This is a genomic window from Agromyces fucosus (genome assembly GCF_004134865.1).
GTDB lineage: Bacteria > Actinomycetota > Actinomycetes > Actinomycetales > Microbacteriaceae > Agromyces > Agromyces fucosus.
Genome location: NZ_SDPO01000003.1, coordinates 63,460 through 82,242, shown reverse-complemented (window position 1 = coordinate 82,242; position 18,783 = coordinate 63,460). Strand labels below are relative to the sequence as shown.

Here is an 18,783-nt window from a genome sequence, read left to right as displayed (position 1 = left end):
ATTGGGCTGCGAGTCCCCGACAACGTCGGTGCCCTACTCGCACGCCATCCGGAGGCCTGATGCCCGCGTCCCGTTCCCTCTTCATCGCCGCGCCGTTCGCCGCGATCCTCCTCCTCGGCGGATGTGCCACCGGCAGCGTCGCCGGTCCCGCGACGCCCGACGCCACCGCTGACGCCGCGGCATCCGGATACCCGCTCACGATCGACAACTGCGGCACCGAGGTGACCTTCGAGGCGGCGCCCGAGCGCGTCGTGACGATCAAGTCGTCGACGCTCGAACTGCTGCTCGCCCTCGGGCTCGAAGACCGCGTCGTCGGCTCGGCGTTCAGCGACGGCCCCGTTCCCGACGCCTACACCGGCGCCGCGTCGGGCGTCGAGGCGCTCTCCGAGAAGGTGCCGTCGCAGGAGGCGACGCTCGCGGCCGAGCCCGACCTCGTCTTCGCCGGGTGGGAGTCCAACCTCTCCGCCGAGGGCGCCGGCGATCGCGAGACGCTCGCGAAGCTCGGCGTCGCGACGTACGTCGCACCTGCCGCGTGCAAGGGCGAGGGCTACATGCCGAACCCGCTCACCTTCGACGAGGTCTTCCGCGAGTTCGAGGAGGCGGGAGACATCTTCGGCGTTCCGGATGCCGCGGCCGACCTCGTCTCTACCCAGCGCGCCGAGCTCGACGCGATCGAGCCGAACGCCGATGGCCTCACGGCCCTCTGGTATAGCTCGGGCGACGAGACGCCGTTCGTCGGCGCCGGCATCGGAGCACCGCAGATGATCATGCAGGCCGCCGGTCTCGAGAACATCGCGGCCGACGTCGAGGACACCTGGACCTCGATGGGCTGGGAAGCGATCGTCGCCGCGAACCCCGACGTCATCGTGCTCGTCGACGCCGCGTGGAACACCGCCGAGCAGAAGATCGCGCACCTCGAGGCGAACGCCGCGACCGCGGCTCTGCCGGCCGTGCAGGCGAAGCGGTACCTCGTCGTCGACTTCCCCGCGACCGAGGCGGGCGTGCGCAACGTCGGCGCCGTCGCGTCGCTCGTCGACCAGCTCGGAGCCCTCGGCTGATGTCCAGCACCCCCGTCGGTCGAGTAGCGAGCGCCAGCGAGCGTATCGAGACCACAGCTCCGCGCATCGGGCCACGGGGTCTCGATACGGGCGCAGAGCGCCCTACTCGACCGGCGGGTCGACCGACGGGCGGTCGCGGGAGCTTCTGGGTCTGGGCGGTCGCACTCGGTGCCGCGCTCGCGGCCTCCGTCATCGCGGCCGTCACGATCGGGCCGGCCGGCCTCGCCCCGACGGATGTCGTCGCGAGCGTGCTGGCGCACCTCGGCATCGGCGAGCCGACCCTCAGCCCGCTCCGCGACGGCATCGTGTGGGAGCTCCGGATGCCCCGGGTGCTCACCGCCGCCGCGGTCGGCGCCGGTCTCGCGCTCTGCGGTGCCGTGATGCAGGCGCTGACCCGCAACCCGCTCGCCGACCCCTACCTGCTCGGCCTCTCGTCGGGCGCGTCGGTCGGCGCCGTCATCGTGATCGTGCTCGGCGTCGGCCTGCTCCTGCCGTTCGCCGCGTTCGCCGGGGCGCTCGTCGCCCTCGTTGCAACGCTCGCCCTCGCGGGCGCCGCGGGGCGTGGCTCGGGTCGCGGCTCGGGCGGCGGCCTCTCCCCCACGCGCACCGTGCTGGCCGGCCTGGCCGTCTCGTCGATGTTCGGCGCCGTCACGAGCCTCGTCATCTTCTGGAGCGCCACGGGCGACAGCTACCGCGAGATCCTCAACTGGCTGCTCGGCTCGCTCGCCGGCACCGACTGGGTCTCGGTCGCGATCGCGGGCGGCGCGCTCGTCGCGATCGGCATCCCGCTCATCGCGAGCGCGCGCACCCTCGACGCGTTCGCGTTCGGCGATGCCGCGGCATCCGCTCTCGGGGTGCACGTGGGGCGCAGCCGGCTGCTGCTGCTCGGCGGAACCGCCCTGCTCACCGGCGCGCTCGTCGCCGTGAGCGGATCGATCGGGTTCGTCGGCCTGATCCTGCCGCACGGCGTGCGCCTGCTCGTGGGTTCGCGCCATCGCGCACTGCTGCCGCTCTCGGCACTCGCCGGCGCACTGTTCCTGGTCTGGGCCGACACCGCCGCGCGCACGCTCTTCGACCCCCGCGAGCTGCCCGTCGGCATCATCACGGCGCTCGTCGGCGGGCCGGTGTTCGCCCTGCTCCTGATGCGACGGAGGGTCTCATGACCGACGGCCTCGATCTCTCGCGCGTGCGCTTCTCGCGCACCGGCCGGCTCGTCGTCGACGAGGTCGACGTCACCGTGCCCGCAGGCGCCCTCGGCGCGTTGCTCGGCCCGAACGGCGCCGGCAAGTCCACCCTGCTGCACCTCATCGCGGGCATCGAGCGAGCGGATGCCGGTGCGCTCGCCTTCGCCGGACACGACCTCGCCGCGCTGCGCCGCCGCGACCTGGCGCGCCGCATCGCGCTCGCCGAGCAGGAGACGCACGAGGCCCCCGAGCTGCGCGTGCACGAGGTCGTCGCACTCGGCCGCACCCCGCACCTCGGGCCGTGGTCGGGCCTCGGCGACCGCGATCATGCCGTCGTCGCCGAATCGCTCGCGGTGCTCGGCCTTGAACCGCTCGCCGCGCGCGAGTACGCGACGCTCTCGGGCGGCGAACGCCAGCGGGTGAACCTCGCGAGGGCGCTCGCGCAGGAGCCCGAACTGCTGCTCCTCGACGAACCGACCAACCACCTCGACGTGCGCGCCCAGCTCACGAGCCTCGAGCTGCTCCGCACCCTTGCCGGGTCGGGGCGCACGGTGCTCGCTGCGCTGCACGACCTCGGGCTCGCGGCCGCGTACGCGGACCACGTGATCGTGCTCGACGGCGGCCGGGTCGTGGCAGCCGGAAACCCGGCCGAGGTACTCGAGCCCGGGCTCATCCGCGACGTCTGGGGCGTCGAGGCCGAGGTGCTCGCGCACCCCTCGACGGGGCGGCCGATCATCGCCTACTCGGGCGTCTCGTCGGCGCGCACGCCCGAGGTCGCGCTCGACCCGCGAACCTGACGCACCGGGCGAGCCGGATGCCGGGCGAGTCGGATGTCGGGCGAGCCGGATGCCGGGCGCCGGCGGACCTACTGCGGCGCGTCGGCCTCTGCACGCTCGCGCGTGTTGCGTGCGATCTCCTCGGTCGCGTCCGCGATCCGGCGCAGCGCTCCGATGACGCTGATACCGCCGAAGAAGACGCACAGCGCGATGCCCCACAGCAAGAAGTCTATGCGGTGAGCATAGGGCGCGATCGGCCTGCGACGTCGGCTCGGAGCCGACGGCGCATTTCACGAAGTGCCAGGGCTCTCCACCACACCTGCTCGCGCCGGAGCCTGGATCCCTGGCGTGCAGAGGCCGGGAGAAGGACGCGAACCGCTGCATGGACCGCCATCTCGCAGGCCAGTGCGAAGCTGGGACCATGACGACACTCCGCGACCGCCTGCGAAGCACGCCATCCATCGTGGGCCAGCCACCGCGCTTCGATCCGCTGACCGCGCCCGATGAACCGCAGGAACTGTTCGTCGACTGGCTGGACGCCGCGCTCGCTGCCGAGGTCCCCGAGCCGCACGCACTCACGCTGTCGACCGTCGACCGCGAAGGACGACCGGATGCGCGCGTCCTCGTGCTCAAAGACGTGACCGCAGACGGGTCCTTCGAGATCGCCACCGGAGACGATTCGGCGAAAGGCAAGCAACTCGACGCCAACCCGCACGTCGCGCTCACGTTCTACTGGTCGCCCCTGGCCCGATCCATTCGCGTACGAGGTCTCGCCGAGCGGGCGACCCCGGCCGAGTCCGCCTCGGATTTCATCGCCCGCAACCCGGCGGCGAAGGCGATCGCACTGGCAGGCCGCCAGAGCGCACCCCTCCTCGACCTCGAGGAACGAGACCGCATCGTCGCGGGCAACCTCGCACGACTCGAGTCGGAACCCGGCCTCACGACGACGGAGTGGACCGTGTGGTGTGTCAGGCCCGCGAGCGTCGAATTCTGGCAAGGCGATCCCAGCCGAAACCACCTGAGGTTGCGGTACGAGCGAACCGAGTCCGGATGGGATCGACGGCAGCTCTGGGCGTGAAAGCCGATCCACCCCCCGCGGCACACCCATTCAGCAGGCTCGACTCGCAACCGATCGCACGTGAAGACGATCGGGCCAGCGCCCCTCCGCGGGCGCGTAGCCTGAAGGGATGACGCGAACCGCGTACGAGGCGCAGCCCCGCGACCAGCTGCTCGACGGCATCGCCGAGGAGTTCCTGCACCATGCATCGCGGGGGCGCCGGCTCATCGCGGTCGACGCCGCGGCGACGGCCGATGCCGCCGGCTTCGCCGACGACCTCGCGTCCGCGCTGGCCGCACGCGGACAGACGGTGGTACGTGCATCCGTCGGCCCGGTCGACGAAGCCTCCCTGCGCGCCGAGATCATCGAGCCGTTTCGCGCAGGCACCATGCCCGGGGCTTCCGACGACTCGGTGCTCGTCGCCGACGGGCCGGGACTGCTCGACGATGCCGTGCGCGGAATCTGGCACTTCTCGGTGTGGCTCATGGCCGGCGACGAACTGCCGCACTCCGGGGCATCCGTCATCGTCGACGTCACGGACGACGCGGCACCGAGCCGGTTCTTCTACGACTACTGCGCGCTGCCGCCGAGCGTGAACCGACCCGGGCTGCGCTGACCGGCGGGGCGCGACCCGGATCACCTCAACCCGTTGCCGCCCGCGGTGGGGAGGTCTACGGTGAGGTCATCCAGCAGGTTGTACCCGATTCGGGGGGTCCCAAATGGTCAACGTCGTCCGCCGCTCCGCCCTTCGCCGCGTGAGCGCAGCACTCGCCGCCACGCTCGCGGTCGGAGCTCTCGCCACAGCCGCTCCGGCCTCTGCGGCGCCGTCGTCGGCGCTCGCGCCCGCGGGCCTGCTCGCCGCCGGGCGCCCGGCACCACCGGCGCCGTCGACCTCGACGGGGTACGGCGGCGCCGTGTCATCCGTCGACTCCGAGGCGAGCGCCGCGGGCCTGGAAGTGCTGCGCAAGGGCGGGAACGCCGTCGACGCGGCCGTGGCCACCGCCGCCGCCCTCGGCGTCACCGAGCCCTACAGCGCCGGCATCGGCGGCGGCGGGTACCTCGTGTACTTCGACGCCGAGTCCGGCGAGGTCACCACGATCGCCGGACGCGAGACCGCACCCGCGACGATGCCGACCGACGCGTTCATCGACCCCGCGACCGGCCAGCCCTACCCCTTCGCCGCCGCCGTGTCGTCGGGGCTCTCGGTCGGCGTGCCGGGCACGCTCGCGACCTGGGAGGCCGCGCTCGACCGGTTCGGCACCGAGTCGCTGCACGAGATGCTGAAGCCCTCGATCCTGCTCGCCAACCGTGGATTCCGGGTCGACGAGACCTTCGCCCAGCAGACGGCCGCCAACGCTGCCCGGTTCGCGGCGTTCCCCGCGACCGCCGAGCTGTTCCTGCCGAACGGCGCGCCGCCGGTGGTCGGGTCGACCTTCAAGAACCCCGACCTGGCGAAGACGCTCCGGGAGATCGCCGTGCACGGCACCGACGTCTTCTACGAGGGCCCCCTCGCCGACGAGATCGCCGCCATCGCGCAGGACCCGCAGACCGATCCCGCGGCGTCCCTGCCTGCGTACCCCGGCTACCTCACCGCCGAGGACATCGCCGCGTACGAGGTGCTCGAGCAGGATCCCACGCACGTGGCCTACCGCGGACTCGACGTCTACGGCATGGCGCCGTCATCGTCGGGCGGCACGACGGTCGGCGAATCGCTGAACATCCTCGAGAACTTCGACCTCGCGGGCGAGTCGGTGCCGCAGGCTCTGCACCTCTATCTCGAGGCCACGGCGCACGCCTTCGCCGACCGCAACGCCTACGTCGGCGACCCGGCCTTCGTCGAGGTGCCGACCGAGACCCTGTTGAGCCAGGACTTCGCAGACGCACGCGCCTGCGTGATCGATCCGGATGCCGCGTCGGTCAAGCCCGTGGCGCCGGCACCGCTCGACGCGGCGGGATGCGAGCTCGCCGCCGTGGCCGACCCCCTCGACACCGAGAACATCTCGACGACGCACCTCTCGGTGGTCGACCAGTGGGGCAACGCCGTCGCCTACACGCTCACGATCGAGCAGACGGGCGGCTCGGGCATGACCGTGCCGGGGCGCGGATTCCTCCTGAACAACGAGCTCACCGACTTCAACTTCGTGCCGAACCCCGCGGATCCGAACACCGTCGAACCCGGCAAGCGCCCGCGCTCGTCGATGTCGCCGACGATCGTGCTCGACGGCGGCGACGTGCGCTACGTGGTCGGCTCGCCGGGCGGGTCCACGATCATCACGACCGTGGCGCAGGTGCTCATGAACCGCATCGACCTCGGCATGACCATGCCCGAGGCGGTCGCAGCCCCGCGGGCGTCGCAGCGCAACACCGTCAACGTCTCGGCAGAGCAGGCGTTCCTCGACGCCTACGCCGCCGCGCTCACGCCGTACGGTCACACCTTCGGGTCACCGGCGGAGATCGGTGCGGTCGCGGCCATCGAGGTCGACGCCGACGGGCTCATGACCGCCGTGGCCGAACCCGTGCGTCGAGGCGGCGGCACCGGGCTGGTGGTCGACCGGGCTCCGTGAGTGGTCGTCGCGATATCCCGAGCCGCCGCTCAGAGCGCGCGCAGTCGCGGCACGAGGTCGCGCGCGAAGAGCTCCTGGAATCGAGCCTGGTCGTGACCCGGCGCGTGGAAGACGAGGTGGTTAAAGCCCCAGTCGACGTACTGCTTGATGCCGGCGACGACCTCGTCGGGGTCGCTGCCGACGATCCAGCGCTTGGCGATCTGCTCGATCGGCAGCGCGTCGGCGGCCCGCTCCATCTCGACGGGGTCGGTGATGGAGTGCTTCTGCTCGGGGGTGAGTGAGAGCGGCGACCAGAACCGCGTGTTCTCGAGCGCGGCCGTGCGGTCGGTGTCGTACGAGAGCTTGATCTCGATCATGCGGTCGAGCGCGTCATAGGAGCGACCGCCGGCTGCGACGCCCTCCTTCACGGCCGGGATGAGCTGCTCGGTGTAGAGCTCCATGCCCTTGCCCGAGGTGCAGATGAAGCCGTCGCCCGCGCGCCCCGCGTACTTGGCCACGGTCGGGCCGCCGGCGGCGATGTAAACGGGCACCGGGACATCCGGACGGTCGTAGATCGACGCGTCGTGCGTCGAGTAGTACTCGCCCTCGAAGCTGACCTGCTCGTCGTCGGTCCAGAGCGCGCGCATGAGCCGCACCGACTCGCGAAGCCGCGCGAAACGCTCACGGAACTCGGGCCACTCCTGCTCGCCCGCGCCGCGGAACCCCGTCGCGATCTCGTTCAGCGCCTCGCCGGTGCCGAAGCCCGCGATGATGCGCCCCGGGTACAGGCAGCCGAGGCTCGCGAACGCCTGCGCGAGCACCGCCGGGTTGTAGCGGAACGTCGGCGTCATGACGCTCGTGCCGATCTTGATCGTCGACGTGCGTTCGCCCACGGCGGCCATCCAGGTGAGCGAGAACGGGGCGTGCCCGCCGTCGTGCCGCCACGGCTGGAAGTGGTCGCTCGTGAACACCGACTCGAAGCCGTTGGCTTCGGCCGCCACCGCGATCTCGACGAGCTCGCGCGGGGCGAACTGCTCGGCTGAGGCCTTGTATCCGAGGGTGAGCGTCATACTCCGATCCTCGCACGACCCGCGCGGCTCGGCGCCGTCGATCAGAGAAGGGAGGACGCAGCGTCGATGCGCGCGGCCGCCGCGCGCGTGCGCGGTCCGACCCCGAGGGCGAGGGCTTCGGCGAGCGCGTCGATCGTGTCGACGTCGCGCCTGAGCCCGGCGGATGCCTCGAGCTCGACGAACCCCGCCGCGGCATGACGCGCTGCCGAGTCGACGCCGAACTGCGGGACGAGCAGCACGCCGGCCGACGCGGTCGCGAGGGTGGTGCCGGTGCCGTCGGCGTCGCGCACGAAGGCGAGCGGGTGCCGCGACGCGGCGTCGAGGGCAGCATCGAGCTCCTCGGGTGCGAGGGCCGGCAGGTCGCCGAGCATCACCGCGACCGGACGAAGCTCGGCCTCGTCGTCGGCCGCTCTCACCTGGGCGATGCCGTATGCGATCGCCGATGTCAGCCCACGCGGCCCGTCGACGGGCTCGGCCAGGAACTCGGCTGCTCCGACGAGCGTCGGATCGCCGCCGACCACGACGACGCGGGCGACCGATCCGGCGGCGAGTGCGGCGGCGATCGTGTCGAGCGCGAACGCCCTGGCGAGTGCCTCCCGCTCGACCGGTGGAACCGCGGCGGCGAGCCGCGTCTTCGCGCCGGCCGGCGCCTTCACGGGGATCACGACGGTCCAGAGCCCGACCGGCCCCGCGGCATCCGCTGCCGTCATGCCCGGAGCCCCGGCAGCACGTCGCGACCGAAGACCTCGAGGAACGCGGCCTGGTCGCGGCCTGCGTTGTGCAGGTAGATGCGGTCGAAGCCGAGGTCGAGGTGACGCTGGATGTCGGCCCGGTGCACGTCGGGATCGGCCGACACGACCATACGCCCGGCGAAGTCCTCGGGTCGCACGGTGCGGGCGAGCTGCTCGAACTCGAAGGGCGAGCGGATGTCGCTGCGCGGGATGCGCAACCCGCCGTTCGGCCACTCGCTGAGCGCGTCGCGCATCGCCTGCTCGTCGGTGGGCGCCCACGAGAGGTGCAACTGCAGCACCTTCGGCATGCGCGCGGCATCGCGGCCGACCTCGCGCGCGCCCTCGCGGAACCGGGTGAGCAGGGCGGCGAGCTTCTCGGTGGGCGCCCCGATCGTGATCATGCCGTCGACCGTGCGGCCGGCGCGCTTCGCGGTTACCGGACCCGACGCCGCGACGAGGATCTCGGGCGCGACCGCCGGCATCGTCCAGAGGCGGGTCGCCTCGAGCTTGAAGTGCTGACCCGAGTGGCGCACGTCGCGGCCCGCGAGCGAACCGGCGAAGAGCTTCTTGATCACGTCGACCGCCTCGAACATGCGGTTGATGCGTTCGGGCGCCTCGGGCCAGTAGGGGCCGACGACGTGCTCGTTGAGCGCCTCGCCCGAGCCGAGGCCGAGCCAGTGCCGGCCAGGATGCATCGCCGCGAGCGTCGCGCTCGCCTGGGCGACGACGGCAGGATGCATCCGGAACCCCGGTGTGGTGACGCCGGGGCCGAAGTCACCGCGGGTCCGTTCGCCGATCGCGCCGAGCACGCTCCACACGAAGGAGGACTCGCCCTGGGCGGGGATCCACGGCTGGAAGTGATCGCTCGCCATCACCCCCGTGAAGCCGTGCGACTCGGCGAGCGCGCTGAGCGCGACGGCCTCTGCAGGCGGGAACCGCTCGAGCATGGCGGCGTAGCCGATGTGTGCTGACACGACTCCATCCTCCCTCGACGGCCGGTCGAGTCGCGACGAAAGAGCGTATCGAGACTCCTACTACTCGACCGGCGAGCGGCGGAGCATCCCCTCGGACTGCGACTCGTCGAAACCGTCGCGATACCCCTCGTTGTACGCCTCATCGGCGCCCACGCGGAAGAGGTCCCGTTCGGCGGGCCGCTGGATCGACCGGGCACCGGGCAGGTCGAGGTCGCCCACGAGGTGCCCGAGTCCCCGCACGACGGCGACGGGCACGCCCGACGACTTGCCCTTCACGAGCTCGGCGGCGCCCGCGAGCTCGTCGGCCACGCACGGCATGGTGACGGCGAGGGGCTTGCCCGAGGCATCCGTCGACCCGCGAAGGTCGTCGAAGACGTGCACGCCGGCGGCGCCGATCGCGAGATCGGTCTGGCCCTCGCGCCACGGCCGGCCGAGGGTGTCGGAGAGGATGACGCCGACCCGGGCGCCCGTGAGCGCACGGATACCGGTGGCGAGCGCGCGCGCCGAGGCATCCGGGTCGACCGGAAGCAGCAGCACCGTGCCATCTGGCGTGTTCGACGCGTCGACGCCGGCGGCGGCGCCGATGATGCCCTGGCGGTTCTCGACGATCCTGGTCACGCCGCCGTCGTAGGCGCGGCTCGCGACGACGCGCACCGTCTCGTCGGTGATCGCCTGCTCGCGGTCGGCGGCCGCGACGATGCGCCCCTCGGCCTTCGAGACGATCTTCGAGGTGATGACGAGGATGTCGCCGTCGCCGAGGTCGGTCGCATCGGCGATGAGCGCGGCGAGGTCGGCCCCCTTCGCGATCTCGGGCAGACCCTCGATGCCTTCGATGCTGAACTTCACGACCACCCCCGGATCTCGCGTATCCCGATCTTCGCAGCTTCGGGCCTCCGCCCGCCAGAACACTGCCGACCACGCGACGCTGCGATATCCTCCCGGCATGGCCACCGACGGCACCGGCTCCCCGGTCGACAACCTCGACGATCGCTCCGACGGGCGCGACGAGACCCGCATCGAACGCCTCGACCGAAACTGGAGCGACATCCTGCAGGAACTGCGCGCGACGCAGACCGGCACGCAGATCATGACGGGCTTCCTGCTCGCCGCGGCGTTCCAGCCCCGCTTCCTCGATCTCGACGGCTACGAGCTCGGGCTCTACCTCGTGCTCGTCGCCCTCGCATGCACCGCGACGCTGCTCGGCTTCGCTCCGGTGATCCTGCATCGCCAGCTGTTCGGACAGCAGCGGAAGGAGCAGATCGTGCGCCGCGGCGACCGGCTCCTGCGGGCGCACCTGCTCGTGGCGACGCTGCTCGCGGTCGGCGTCGCGGGGTTCATCTTCGAGATCGCCCTCGGTCGCATCGCGGGCTTCATCGCCCTGGGCATCGCGCTCGTCGCCGCGGCGCTGCTCTGGATCGTCGTGCCGAGGCTCGCCGGCAGGCGGTCCTGAGCGCAGCGCGGCAGGATCCTGTCACCGCTCCCGAATAGGCTTGACGGCATGCGCATCGCCACCTGGAACGTCAACTCGATCCGCGCCCGCGTGGGCCGCACCGTCGACTGGATGGTGCGCGAAGACGTCGACGTGCTCGCGATGCAGGAGATCAAGTGCAAGCCCGAGCAGTTCCCGATCGAGGCGTTCGAGGCGGCCGGCTACGACGTCGCGATCCACGGGCTGAACCAGTGGAACGGCGTCGCGATCGCGAGCCGCAAGCCGATCGGCGAGGTCGAGACGGCGTTCCCCGGCATGCCGGGCTTCCTCAAGGGACTCGAGGGCCCCGACCAGCCGCAGGAGGCGCGCGCGATCGGCGCGACCGTCGACGGGGTGCGGGTGTGGAGCCTCTACGTGCCCAACGGCCGTTCCCTCGGCGACCCGCACTACACGTACAAGCTCGACTGGCTCGCGGCCCTCACGGAGTACACGCGCGCCGAGACATCCGCTCGGCCCGAAGTGCCGTTCGCGCTCATGGGCGACTTCAACATCGCACCGCTCGATGAAGACAATGGCGACCCGGCCGTCATCGAGGGCGTGACGACCCACGTCTCGCCGGCCGAACGCCAAGCCTTCTTCACCCTCGAGAACGCAGGGGTGACGGATGTCGTGCGCCCGCGCATTCCCGAGGGCTACACCTACTGGGACTACAAGCAGCTGAAGTTCCCGCGCAACGAGGGGCTGCGCATCGACTTCATCCTCGGGTCGGCGGCCTTCGCCGAGGCCGTGACGGATGCCTCGATCCACCGCAACGAGCGCAAGGGCGACGCCCCCAGCGACCACGTGCCCGTGCTCGTCGACCTCGCGATCGGCGACGACGACCTCGATCGACCGATGATCTTCTGAGGATCAACCCTTTGATACAGGCTTTCGTGAATACACGATCTGCTGTATCGTCGTCGACGTGACCGACGACCTCGCGACCGAGACGGCGACCCTGACCCACACCGCGGCGCTCGCGCGCCTCGGGCACGCGCTCTCCGACGAGACCCGCGCACGAGTCCTGCTCTCGCTCCGCGAGGCCCCCGCATACCCGTCGGACCTCGCCGCGTCGCTCGGCGTCTCCCGGCAGGTCATGTCGAACCAGCTCGCCTGCCTGCGCGGCTGCGGACTCGTCGAGGCAGTGCCCGACGGGCGTCGAACCTCGTACCGCCTCGCGAGCGAGCACCTCGCACCCGCGCTCGGCGACCTGCTGCGGCTCGTGCTCGTCGTCGACCCGGCCTGCTGCTCCGGCGACGACTGCACGTGCGCATGACCGCCGTGCCGCGCACGCCGCTCGCCCCGCTCGCCCCCGAGCGACGCGCCGTGCTCGTCCGACGCATCCGGCTCATCGTCGCGGCGACCATCGCCTACAACGTGATCGAGGCGATCATCGCCCTCGCGGCAGGCTCCGTCGCCTCGTCGGCCGCCCTGATCGGCTTCGGCCTCGACTCGATCGTCGAGGTGCTCTCGGCCGCCGCGGTCGCCTGGCAGTTCGCCGCCCCCGATCCGCACCGCCGCGAGCGCATCGCCCTCCGCCTCATCGCCGTCTCGTTCTTCGGCCTCGCCCTGTTCGTCTCGATCGACGCAGCACGAACACTGCTCGGCGCCACGGAGCCCGAGCACTCCCCCGTCGGCATCGCGCTCGCCGCCGTGAGCCTCGCCGTCATGCCACTGCTGTCGTGGCTCGAACGCCGCACCGGGCGCGAACTCGGCTCGGCCTCCGCCGTCGCCGACTCGAAGCAGACGCTGATCTGCGCCTACCTCTCTGCCGCGCTGCTGGCGGGCCTCCTCCTCAACAGTCTGCTGGGGTGGGCGTGGGCCGACTCCATCGCAGCGCTGGTCATCGCCGCCTTCGCCGTGCGCGAGGGCATCGAAGCCTGGCGCGGCGATGCCTGCACGGTGCCGGTCTCGGTGCTCACCGGCGAGCGCGAGGCCGAGGCGGGGACCGAGTCGGAGACCGGCCACTGCTGCTGAGCGAGGCGGGCGCGGAGGCTGCACTCCCAGCCGCCGGCGATACCCTCGAATGGTGACCAGTTCCCCCGAACGACCCGGCGACGGCCCCTTCGCGGGCGTGACGCTCGGCGGCCGATACCGCCTCGGCGGCCTCATCGGCCGGGGCGGCATGGCGAGCGTGTATCGCGGCGAAGACCTGAGCCTCGGGCGTCCGGTGGCCGTGAAGGTCTTCTCCGAGGCGGCCGAGGGCATCGACGATGCTGCACGCCGTCGCTCCGAGACGGCCCTGCTCGCGAGCGTCGAGCACCGCGCGCTCGTGCGGCTCTACGATGCCGCGCACGACGAGGGGATCGATCGCGAATACCTCGTCATGGAGCTCGTCGACGGACGGGATCTGCGCAAGACCCTGCAGCAGGGCCCGGTCGGCCCAGCGGATGCCGCGTGGCTGGCCGCCGATCTCGCCGAGGCGCTGCACGTGATCCACGGGCGCGGCATCGTGCACCGCGACGTGAAGCCGGCGAACGTGCTGCTCGCACCGGCGCACCTGCCCACCCGCCGCTGGAACGCGAAGCTCGCCGACTTCGGCATCGCCCGGCTGATCGACGACGCCCGCCTCACCCGCACGGGTGTCTATGTCGGCACTCCCGGCTACCTCAGCCCCGAGCAGGTCGGCGGTCATGCGCCCGGCACTGCGGCCGACATCTACGCGCTCGGGCTCGTGCTCCTCGAGGCCCGCACGGGTCGGCCGGCGTTTCCCGGCACGGCGTCCGAGGCCACGGCGGCGAGGCTCGTCAGCGACCCCGAGATCCCCGGTGCACTCGGCAGCGACTGGGTGGAGCTGCTCCGAGGCATGACCGCCCGCGAGGCATCCGCCAGGCCCTCGGCACTCGACGTCGCGATGGCGGCGGGCCACCTCGACACGACGACCGGTTCGACCGCGCCGGATGGCGCCCCGACCGCGCTGCTCGATGCGTCCGAGGCTCCGACGCTCATCCTGCCGACCGATCCCGCTCCCCGGGCGAGCGACGACGCGATCGCCGAACGGGCCGTGGCCGCCGCGTTCCAGCCGGCGCCGAAGCCGTCGCGCCGCTGGCTCCGCCCCACGATCGCGGTCGTGCTGCTGGCGGTCATCGCGGTCGGCATCGCTCTGATCGTGCCTCCGGCGATCGCGAGCCTCACGCAGCCGCAGACGGCACCCACCGAGACGCTGCCCACCCTTCCCGGCGAACTCGGCGTGCATCTCGAGCAGCTCGAGGAGGCGGTGACGCGATGATGCGTACTCGACTCCGCACCGCCGTGGGCGCAGGCCTGCTCACCGCGTCGCTCGTGTTCGGGCTGACCGCCTGCGGCCAGTCGCCCGAAGCGGTGAGCGCCGATCTCCATTCATCGGTCGTGCAGGTCGCCAAGCGGGCCGCTGGCGGCGACTACCTCGGAGCGATCGCCGCGCTCGCCCTGCTCGAGAACGATGTGAACGCAGCAGTCGACTCCGGCGCCATCGGCGAGGAGCAGGCCGCCGACATCCGCGAGGCGATCGCCCTGGTGCAGGCCGACCTCGAGGCCGCCCGGGTCGCCGACTCCGTGACACCGACGCCCGAGCCGGATCCGTCGGAGGAGGACGGCGACGACAACCGCGGCCCCGGCAACAACAACGGCAACAAGGACAACGACAAGAAGAACGACAAGGGCGACGACGACTGAGTCGCCGCGGGCGACCGAGCGGGCGACCGCGACCCGACCGCGCGACCTGACGGCGGATGCGTAGGCTCGTGGAATGCCCACCCTCACCGTTCCCGGCGCCGAGCTCCACTACGAGTCGGCGGGCCGCGCTTCCGCCCCTGCCCTGCTCCTCGTACCCGCCGGCGTCGCGACGCTCCGGATGTGGGACGAGCAGCTCGACGCCCTCGCCGAGCACCACTTCGTCGCCCGTTTCGACCCTCGCGGGTTCGGCGGCACCACGCATGACGAGTCGGTGCCGTTCTCGAACCATGCCGACGCGATCGCGGTGCTCGACCACCTCGCCGTGGCAGAGGCGACCGTGATCGGCGCGAGCCGCGGCGGGCGCATCACGCTCGACACTGCGCTCGCCCACCCCGACCGCGTGCGCGGCGTGGTGACCGTCGGTTCGGAGCCGGGCGGATTCCCCGACCTGCCGCTCACCGACGAGGAGCAGCGCCGATTCGACGAGATCGAGGCGATCGACCCGGCGATCGACGCCGCGCTGCAGATGCGCCTCGAAGCGGAACTCTGGGCGGTCGGGCCGCTCCGCGACGCGGCGGCCGTCGACCAGGGCTTCGTGCGCCGCGCACGCGAGCTGAACGCTCCGAACGCCGCGCATGCGAGCGATGACGGCACCGTGCTCCCGCTCGATCCTCCGGCGTACGAGCGGCTCGGCGACCTCCGCGTTCCCGCCCTCGTCGCCGTGGGCGAGTACGACCTCAGCGTGGAGCTCGCGGCGTACGACCACCTGCTCGCGCACCTGCCGGACGCGACGGGTGTGCGCTTCGCCGACACGGCGCACCTGCCGAGTGTCGAGCGTCCCGAGGAGTTCACCCGCGTGCTGCTCGACTGGCTGGAGCGGCACGGGCTGTGAGACGAGCGGGCGTCAGCGCCGCCCGGTGAACCGCTCCATCGAGCGGTAGACGCCGAAGCCGTCGCCCACGATGCGGTCGAACACGCGCGTGGGCAGCAGTCCGCGCAGCGCCCGCGAGAGGCGCACGCTCCTCGGCAGCTCGAGCAGCGGGCGGCCGTCGAGCATCGCCTTCCACACCCGGTCGACGACGTATTCGGGGTCGAGCACCGGTGCGAGCACGGGCCCGCGGACTCCGGCGAACATGCCTGTCGAGATGTAGCTCGGCGTGACCGTGGTCACCTTCACATTGCCGTGATCGGACTGCTCGAGCTCGAGGCGCAGCGAGTCGCTCCAGCCGATGAGCGCCGCCTTCGACGCGGCGTAGACCGCCATGCGCGGGTTGGCGAGCGTGCCTGCCGCGCTCGCGACGTTCACGATGCGGGCCGCGCGATACGCGTTCGAGATCATGCCGGGCAGGAACTCCCGTGCGATGTACATCGGCGCGAGCGCATTGACCTGCATCGTCGCGCGGGTGTCGTCGCCGTTGTCGGTGTTCCAGAAGTAGCGGTTGCCGCGCACGATGCCGGCGTTGTTGATGAGCACGTCGGGATTGCCGACCTCTCGCCGCACCCGCTGCGCGGTCTTCGCGATCGCACCGAGGTCGCCGACGTCGACGACGAACGACTGGATGCGCGTGCGACCGCGCGAGATCGTGCCGAGTTCGTCGACGGCGCGGGCGAGGGCGGCCGCGTCGCGGTCCCAGAGGGTCACGGATGCCGCGTGCTCGGCCACGGCTCGTTCGGCGTACATGCGGCCCATGCCGCCGGCGGCCCCGGTGATCAGCACACTGGCACCGCGAACCGTTCTCGTCATCCGTCCATTCTCCTGCAGGGCGGCACCTGTTGTGTGAGCCCGCTTCGATGCCGGCCTCAGGGTGTACGTGTAAACCAGTTGACAAAAGACGTGTCAACCTGTTTACTCATTGACATGACCGCTGAGCCGAGTACACGCCCCGAATCCGGCGGACCCCTGGGCGACCGCGTCACGGTCACCCTGCACTACCTCGTCGATCGCATGGATCGGTTCGCCGACCGGCTGCTGCAGCAGCGCTTCGGAATCAGCTACAGCCAGTTCATGTTCATCGCCGTGCTCGCCGACCTCGCGCCGCCGCCCGACATCACGACGCTCGCGAACTGCCTCGGCGTCAGCAAGGCCGCCGTGAGCAAGCGCGTGCCGGCGTTCGTCGAGGCCGGCTGGGTGCAGACGCACACCGACCCCGCCAATGCTCGCCGCGTGCTGCTCTCGATCACCCCGAAGGCCGCGCACTTCCTCGCCGAGGCCCTGCCGGTGCTCGATGCGTCATTCACCGAGACGTTCGACGACCTCGCCGGCGTCGATGTCGGCGCGCTGCACGAAGACCTCAAGACCGTCATCCGACACCTCGACTCCAAGGAGCACTGACCTCGTGACGAACACCCTCGTGATCATCGGCCACCCCAACTCCGGCAGCTTCAACCACGCCCTCGCCGAGCGATACGCGACCGGCATGCGCGCGGCGTCCGTCGACGGCGCCGAGGTGCGGACCATCGACCTCGCCGAGCGCGAGTTCGATCTGATGCCCGCGGCACGCGCCGACCTCCGCGCTCCCGACGGCGACACGACGCACCTCGAACCGCGCATCCGCGCCTTCATCGACGACGTCGCGTGGGCCGACCACCTCGTGTTCTTCTTCCCGCAGTGGTGGGGCACGTACCCGGCCGTCCTGAAGGCGTTCCTCGACCGGGCGATCCTCTCGGGCACCGCGTTCCGATACGGGCGCGGGCAGGTCTCGACGCGGCTGCTCGCGGGCAAGACCGCCCGCATCGTCATGACCATGGACTCGCCCATCGCCTGGAACCGCTTCGTCTACCGCAACGCCGCCGAGACCTCGCTCGCACGCGCGACGCTCGGCTACTGCGGCGTGCGCACGCTCGGCATCTCGCGACTCACCCCGGTCCGTTTCTCGACGCCCGAGAAGCGCGCGGCCTGGCTGGATCAGATCGAGCGCCTCGGTGCGACGGACGCCTCGCGCTCGCGTCGCCGGGTCGCAGCGACGTCGGCCGCCTGAGCACATCGGTCGTCTCCGACACCTCTCGTGTCACGTCGCGCGCCGGAATCAACGGAAGTGCCGCCGCGGGCGCGATCGCGATCGCGATGAACGCGAGCGGGTATCCGACGAGCGTGACGAGGCCTCCCACGAGAGGGCCCACCGCTGCTGCCACGACATACTGTCCCGTGTTCTGGATGCCGAACGCCTTGCCCGCCCACGTCGCACCCGCCGCTTCGGCGACCGAGGTGAAGGCGAGCCCGTTGTCAGCCACGCTGATGAGGGTCGCGACGACGAAGGCCGGTGCCGCGAAGGCTCCCCACCCGGCGAGGTCGCTCGCCGCCACGACGAGCATGGCGAGGCATCCGCTCACCGCGACCCAGCGGAGCACCCGCACCCGGCTGCCGACCCGATCGCTCAGGGTGCCGACCCCGATACGCCCCACCGCGCCGATGAACTGCGCGACGCCGATCAGGAGGCCGGCAGCGGCGGCGTTCCAGTGCATCTCGGTGACGAGCCAGACGATGCCGAAGATCGAGAGGGCGAACTGCGGCACGACGAGCAGCGCCGAGACGAGGTGGATGCGCCAGAGGAACGAGCTCGCGCGATACGGGTTCGCATCCGGTTCCGGGGTCGCGCCCGCCTCCGGCGCGGTCGCCGACGGCGTGCGCACGGGGTTCGCCAGACCCAGGGCGCAGAGCAGGGCCATCACGGCGTTCAATGCCACCGACAGGCCGACGGCGGCGCCGAGTCCGACGGTCGAGGCCAGGCCGGGCACGGCGAGCGCCGCGACGGTGACGCCGAGCGGCTGCGACATCTGGCGGATGCCCATTGCGAATCCGCGCCGTTCCCGTGGGAACCAGCCGACCACGATCCGGCCGCTCGCCGCGTTGGTGCTCGCCGACACGGCTCCGCCGAGGAAGAAGAAGATGCAGAGCGAGAGGATGTCGCCGGCGAGGGTCGCCCCGATCGCCGCGGCCGCCGTGAGGGCGAGCCCGGCCGAGATCACCCGGCGCTCGCCCACGCGATCGGCGAGTGCGCCCCACGCGACGAGCGTGAGCACCATGCCGACGGTCGGCGCCGACGCCAAGAGTCCCGCCTGCACGAGCGGGATGCCGCGTTCGGTGTGAAGCAGGGGGATGAGGAACGCCGGGGTGCTGACGAAGACGGTGCTCGCGGCCTGCGCGGCGACGCCGAGCGCGAGCATGCGCATGGCGCGCGCCGGGATCGCCGGCGATCGCTGGAGTGTCATGGTGTGCACGTGCCCGCCTCTGCAAGTGTCGGTGGAACGACTTTTGGGATACGTTAGTG

21 protein-coding genes and 1 pseudogene are annotated in these 18,783 nt (G+C 71.6%); 15 read left to right on the top strand and 7 right to left on the bottom strand.

Going from position 1 to position 18,783, the window contains the following annotated elements:
- Window positions 1-59: 59 nt before the first annotated feature.
- Genes ESP57_RS11965 through ESP57_RS11955 form a run of 3 tightly spaced genes read left to right on the top strand, consistent with a single transcriptional unit; the run spans window position 60 to window position 3,039 of the window.
- The gene (locus ESP57_RS11965; protein WP_129231752.1) at window positions 60-1,058 is read left to right on the top strand and encodes a putative F420-0 ABC transporter substrate-binding protein; all 999 of its coding nucleotides are present in this window, start codon (window positions 60-62) and stop codon (window positions 1,056-1,058) included.
- Window positions 1,058-2,221, top strand: coding sequence for a putative F420-0 ABC transporter permease subunit (locus ESP57_RS11960; protein ID WP_129231751.1), 1,164 nt, complete (start codon window positions 1,058-1,060; stop codon window positions 2,219-2,221). Before ESP57_RS11965 ends, ESP57_RS11960 begins: the two co-directional genes overlap by 1 nt.
- A complete protein-coding gene (locus ESP57_RS11955) occupies window positions 2,218-3,039 on the top strand; it encodes an ATP-binding cassette domain-containing protein (protein ID WP_129231750.1) in 822 nt (273 codons plus the stop codon). The genes ESP57_RS11960 and ESP57_RS11955 overlap by 4 nt, the downstream gene beginning before the upstream one ends.
- Before the next feature lie 68 nt (window positions 3,040-3,107).
- Here ESP57_RS11955 and ESP57_RS18850 read toward each other — a convergent pair whose 3' ends face one another.
- Window positions 3,108-3,242 (bottom strand): hypothetical protein, encoded by a 135-nt coding sequence (locus ESP57_RS18850; RefSeq protein WP_279387795.1) that lies wholly within the window; start codon window positions 3,240-3,242, stop codon window positions 3,108-3,110.
- A 197-nt stretch (window positions 3,243-3,439) separates the two neighbouring features.
- On the opposite strand from ESP57_RS18850, the gene ESP57_RS11950 reads away from it, so the two are divergent.
- The 3 genes from ESP57_RS11950 (at window position 3,440) to ggt (ending at window position 6,639) form a co-directional block, all read left to right on the top strand.
- Window positions 3,440-4,096 (top strand): pyridoxine/pyridoxamine 5'-phosphate oxidase, encoded by a 657-nt coding sequence (locus tag ESP57_RS11950; RefSeq protein WP_129231749.1) that lies wholly within the window; start codon window positions 3,440-3,442, stop codon window positions 4,094-4,096.
- Between the two features lie 109 nt (window positions 4,097-4,205).
- Window positions 4,206-4,691: a hypothetical protein gene (locus ESP57_RS11945; RefSeq protein ID WP_129231748.1), complete on the top strand. Its 486-nt coding sequence runs from the start codon at window positions 4,206-4,208 to the stop codon at window positions 4,689-4,691.
- Between the two features lie 103 nt (window positions 4,692-4,794).
- Window positions 4,795-6,639: a gamma-glutamyltransferase gene (gene ggt, locus ESP57_RS11940; RefSeq protein ID WP_129231747.1), complete on the top strand. Its 1,845-nt coding sequence runs from the start codon at window positions 4,795-4,797 to the stop codon at window positions 6,637-6,639.
- 29 nt (window positions 6,640-6,668) lie between these two features.
- Here the strand turns inward: ggt and fgd are convergent, their stop codons facing one another.
- Genes fgd through cofE form a run of 4 tightly spaced genes read right to left on the bottom strand, consistent with a single transcriptional unit; the run spans window position 6,669 to window position 10,239 of the window.
- The gene (gene fgd / locus ESP57_RS11935) at window positions 6,669-7,688 is read right to left on the bottom strand and encodes a glucose-6-phosphate dehydrogenase (coenzyme-F420) (protein WP_129231746.1); all 1,020 of its coding nucleotides are present in this window, start codon (window positions 7,686-7,688) and stop codon (window positions 6,669-6,671) included.
- A 41-nt stretch (window positions 7,689-7,729) separates the two neighbouring features.
- A complete protein-coding gene (gene cofC / locus ESP57_RS11930; protein ID WP_129231745.1) occupies window positions 7,730-8,398 on the bottom strand; it encodes a 2-phospho-L-lactate guanylyltransferase in 669 nt (222 codons plus the stop codon).
- On the bottom strand, window positions 8,395-9,393 hold the full coding sequence (locus tag ESP57_RS11925) for a TIGR03557 family F420-dependent LLM class oxidoreductase (RefSeq protein WP_279387794.1): 999 nt from the start codon (window positions 9,391-9,393) through the stop codon (window positions 8,395-8,397). Before ESP57_RS11925 ends, cofC begins: the two co-directional genes overlap by 4 nt.
- A 60-nt stretch (window positions 9,394-9,453) precedes the next feature.
- A complete protein-coding gene (cofE, locus tag ESP57_RS11920) occupies window positions 9,454-10,239 on the bottom strand; it encodes a coenzyme F420-0:L-glutamate ligase (RefSeq protein WP_243648511.1) in 786 nt (261 codons plus the stop codon).
- 97 nt (window positions 10,240-10,336) lie between these two features.
- On the opposite strand from cofE, the gene ESP57_RS11915 reads away from it, so the two are divergent.
- The 7 genes from ESP57_RS11915 (at window position 10,337) to ESP57_RS11885 (ending at window position 15,407) form a co-directional block, all read left to right on the top strand.
- Window positions 10,337-10,843, top strand: coding sequence for a DUF6328 family protein (locus ESP57_RS11915; RefSeq protein WP_056012387.1), 507 nt, complete (start codon window positions 10,337-10,339; stop codon window positions 10,841-10,843).
- A 48-nt stretch (window positions 10,844-10,891) separates the two neighbouring features.
- Window positions 10,892-11,728, top strand: coding sequence for an exodeoxyribonuclease III (locus tag ESP57_RS11910; protein WP_056012390.1), 837 nt, complete (start codon window positions 10,892-10,894; stop codon window positions 11,726-11,728).
- Between the two features lie 58 nt (window positions 11,729-11,786).
- On the top strand, window positions 11,787-12,137 hold the full coding sequence (locus ESP57_RS11905; RefSeq protein WP_056012393.1) for an ArsR/SmtB family transcription factor: 351 nt from the start codon (window positions 11,787-11,789) through the stop codon (window positions 12,135-12,137).
- Window positions 12,134-12,838 carry a cation efflux transmembrane domain-containing protein gene (locus tag ESP57_RS11900; RefSeq protein WP_129231743.1) on the top strand — a complete coding sequence of 235 codons (705 nt, stop codon included), beginning with the start codon at window positions 12,134-12,136 and terminating at the stop codon, window positions 12,836-12,838. The genes ESP57_RS11905 and ESP57_RS11900 overlap by 4 nt, the downstream gene beginning before the upstream one ends.
- A gap of 52 nt (window positions 12,839-12,890) precedes the next feature.
- A complete protein-coding gene (locus ESP57_RS11895) occupies window positions 12,891-14,090 on the top strand; it encodes a serine/threonine-protein kinase (protein WP_165877459.1) in 1,200 nt (399 codons plus the stop codon).
- The gene (locus ESP57_RS11890) at window positions 14,087-14,515 is read left to right on the top strand and encodes a hypothetical protein (protein ID WP_129231741.1); all 429 of its coding nucleotides are present in this window, start codon (window positions 14,087-14,089) and stop codon (window positions 14,513-14,515) included. The genes ESP57_RS11895 and ESP57_RS11890 overlap by 4 nt, the downstream gene beginning before the upstream one ends.
- Before the next feature lie 73 nt (window positions 14,516-14,588).
- On the top strand, window positions 14,589-15,407 hold the full coding sequence (locus tag ESP57_RS11885; RefSeq protein ID WP_129231740.1) for an alpha/beta fold hydrolase: 819 nt from the start codon (window positions 14,589-14,591) through the stop codon (window positions 15,405-15,407).
- Between the two features lie 12 nt (window positions 15,408-15,419).
- Here ESP57_RS11885 and ESP57_RS11880 read toward each other — a convergent pair whose 3' ends face one another.
- Window positions 15,420-16,259 carry an SDR family NAD(P)-dependent oxidoreductase gene (locus ESP57_RS11880; RefSeq protein ID WP_056012408.1) on the bottom strand — a complete coding sequence of 280 codons (840 nt, stop codon included), beginning with the start codon at window positions 16,257-16,259 and terminating at the stop codon, window positions 15,420-15,422.
- A 114-nt stretch (window positions 16,260-16,373) separates the two neighbouring features.
- Here ESP57_RS11880 and ESP57_RS11875 point away from each other — a divergent pair, with 114 nt between their 5' ends.
- The gene (locus ESP57_RS11875; protein ID WP_056012411.1) at window positions 16,374-16,847 is read left to right on the top strand and encodes a MarR family winged helix-turn-helix transcriptional regulator; all 474 of its coding nucleotides are present in this window, start codon (window positions 16,374-16,376) and stop codon (window positions 16,845-16,847) included.
- A pseudogene (locus ESP57_RS18735) lies at window positions 16,741-17,361 on the top strand (NAD(P)H-dependent oxidoreductase); the annotation flags it as partial. The gene ESP57_RS11875 and the pseudogene ESP57_RS18735, both read left to right, overlap by 107 nt.
- 10 nt (window positions 17,362-17,371) lie before the next feature.
- Here ESP57_RS18735 and ESP57_RS11865 read toward each other — a convergent pair.
- Entirely contained in the window at window positions 17,372-18,724 is a 1,353-nt protein-coding gene (locus ESP57_RS11865) for an MFS transporter (RefSeq protein ID WP_200941722.1), read from the bottom strand.
- Between the last annotated feature and the right edge of the window lie 59 nt (window positions 18,725-18,783).

What these genes read in the sequence shown, in the direction of transcription:
- ESP57_RS11875 (WP_056012411.1), top strand. Translation starts at nt 16,374, where the DNA reads ATGACCGCTGAGCCGAGTACACGCCCCGAATCCGGCGGACCCCTGGGC.
- ESP57_RS11965 (WP_129231752.1), top strand. Translation starts at nt 60, where the DNA reads ATGCCCGCGTCCCGTTCCCTCTTCATCGCCGCGCCGTTCGCCGCGATC.
- ESP57_RS11945 (WP_129231748.1), top strand. Translation starts at nt 4,206, where the DNA reads ATGACGCGAACCGCGTACGAGGCGCAGCCCCGCGACCAGCTGCTCGAC.
- ESP57_RS11910 (WP_056012390.1), top strand. Translation starts at nt 10,892, where the DNA reads ATGCGCATCGCCACCTGGAACGTCAACTCGATCCGCGCCCGCGTGGGC.
- ESP57_RS11960 (WP_129231751.1), top strand. Translation starts at nt 1,058, where the DNA reads ATGTCCAGCACCCCCGTCGGTCGAGTAGCGAGCGCCAGCGAGCGTATC.
- ESP57_RS11950 (WP_129231749.1), top strand. Translation starts at nt 3,440, where the DNA reads ATGACGACACTCCGCGACCGCCTGCGAAGCACGCCATCCATCGTGGGC.
- ESP57_RS11885 (WP_129231740.1), top strand. Translation starts at nt 14,589, where the DNA reads ATGCCCACCCTCACCGTTCCCGGCGCCGAGCTCCACTACGAGTCGGCG.
- ESP57_RS11900 (WP_129231743.1), top strand. Translation starts at nt 12,134, where the DNA reads ATGACCGCCGTGCCGCGCACGCCGCTCGCCCCGCTCGCCCCCGAGCGA.
- ESP57_RS11915 (WP_056012387.1), top strand. Translation starts at nt 10,337, where the DNA reads ATGGCCACCGACGGCACCGGCTCCCCGGTCGACAACCTCGACGATCGC.
- fgd (WP_129231746.1), bottom strand. Translation starts at nt 7,688, where the DNA reads ATGACGCTCACCCTCGGATACAAGGCCTCAGCCGAGCAGTTCGCCCCG.
- ggt (WP_129231747.1), top strand. Translation starts at nt 4,795, where the DNA reads ATGGTCAACGTCGTCCGCCGCTCCGCCCTTCGCCGCGTGAGCGCAGCA.
- ESP57_RS11890 (WP_129231741.1), top strand. Translation starts at nt 14,087, where the DNA reads ATGATGCGTACTCGACTCCGCACCGCCGTGGGCGCAGGCCTGCTCACC.
- ESP57_RS11955 (WP_129231750.1), top strand. Translation starts at nt 2,218, where the DNA reads ATGACCGACGGCCTCGATCTCTCGCGCGTGCGCTTCTCGCGCACCGGC.
- ESP57_RS11880 (WP_056012408.1), bottom strand. Translation starts at nt 16,259, where the DNA reads ATGACGAGAACGGTTCGCGGTGCCAGTGTGCTGATCACCGGGGCCGCC.
- cofC (WP_129231745.1), bottom strand. Translation starts at nt 8,398, where the DNA reads ATGACGGCAGCGGATGCCGCGGGGCCGGTCGGGCTCTGGACCGTCGTG.
- ESP57_RS11865 (WP_200941722.1), bottom strand. Translation starts at nt 18,724, where the DNA reads ATGACACTCCAGCGATCGCCGGCGATCCCGGCGCGCGCCATGCGCATG.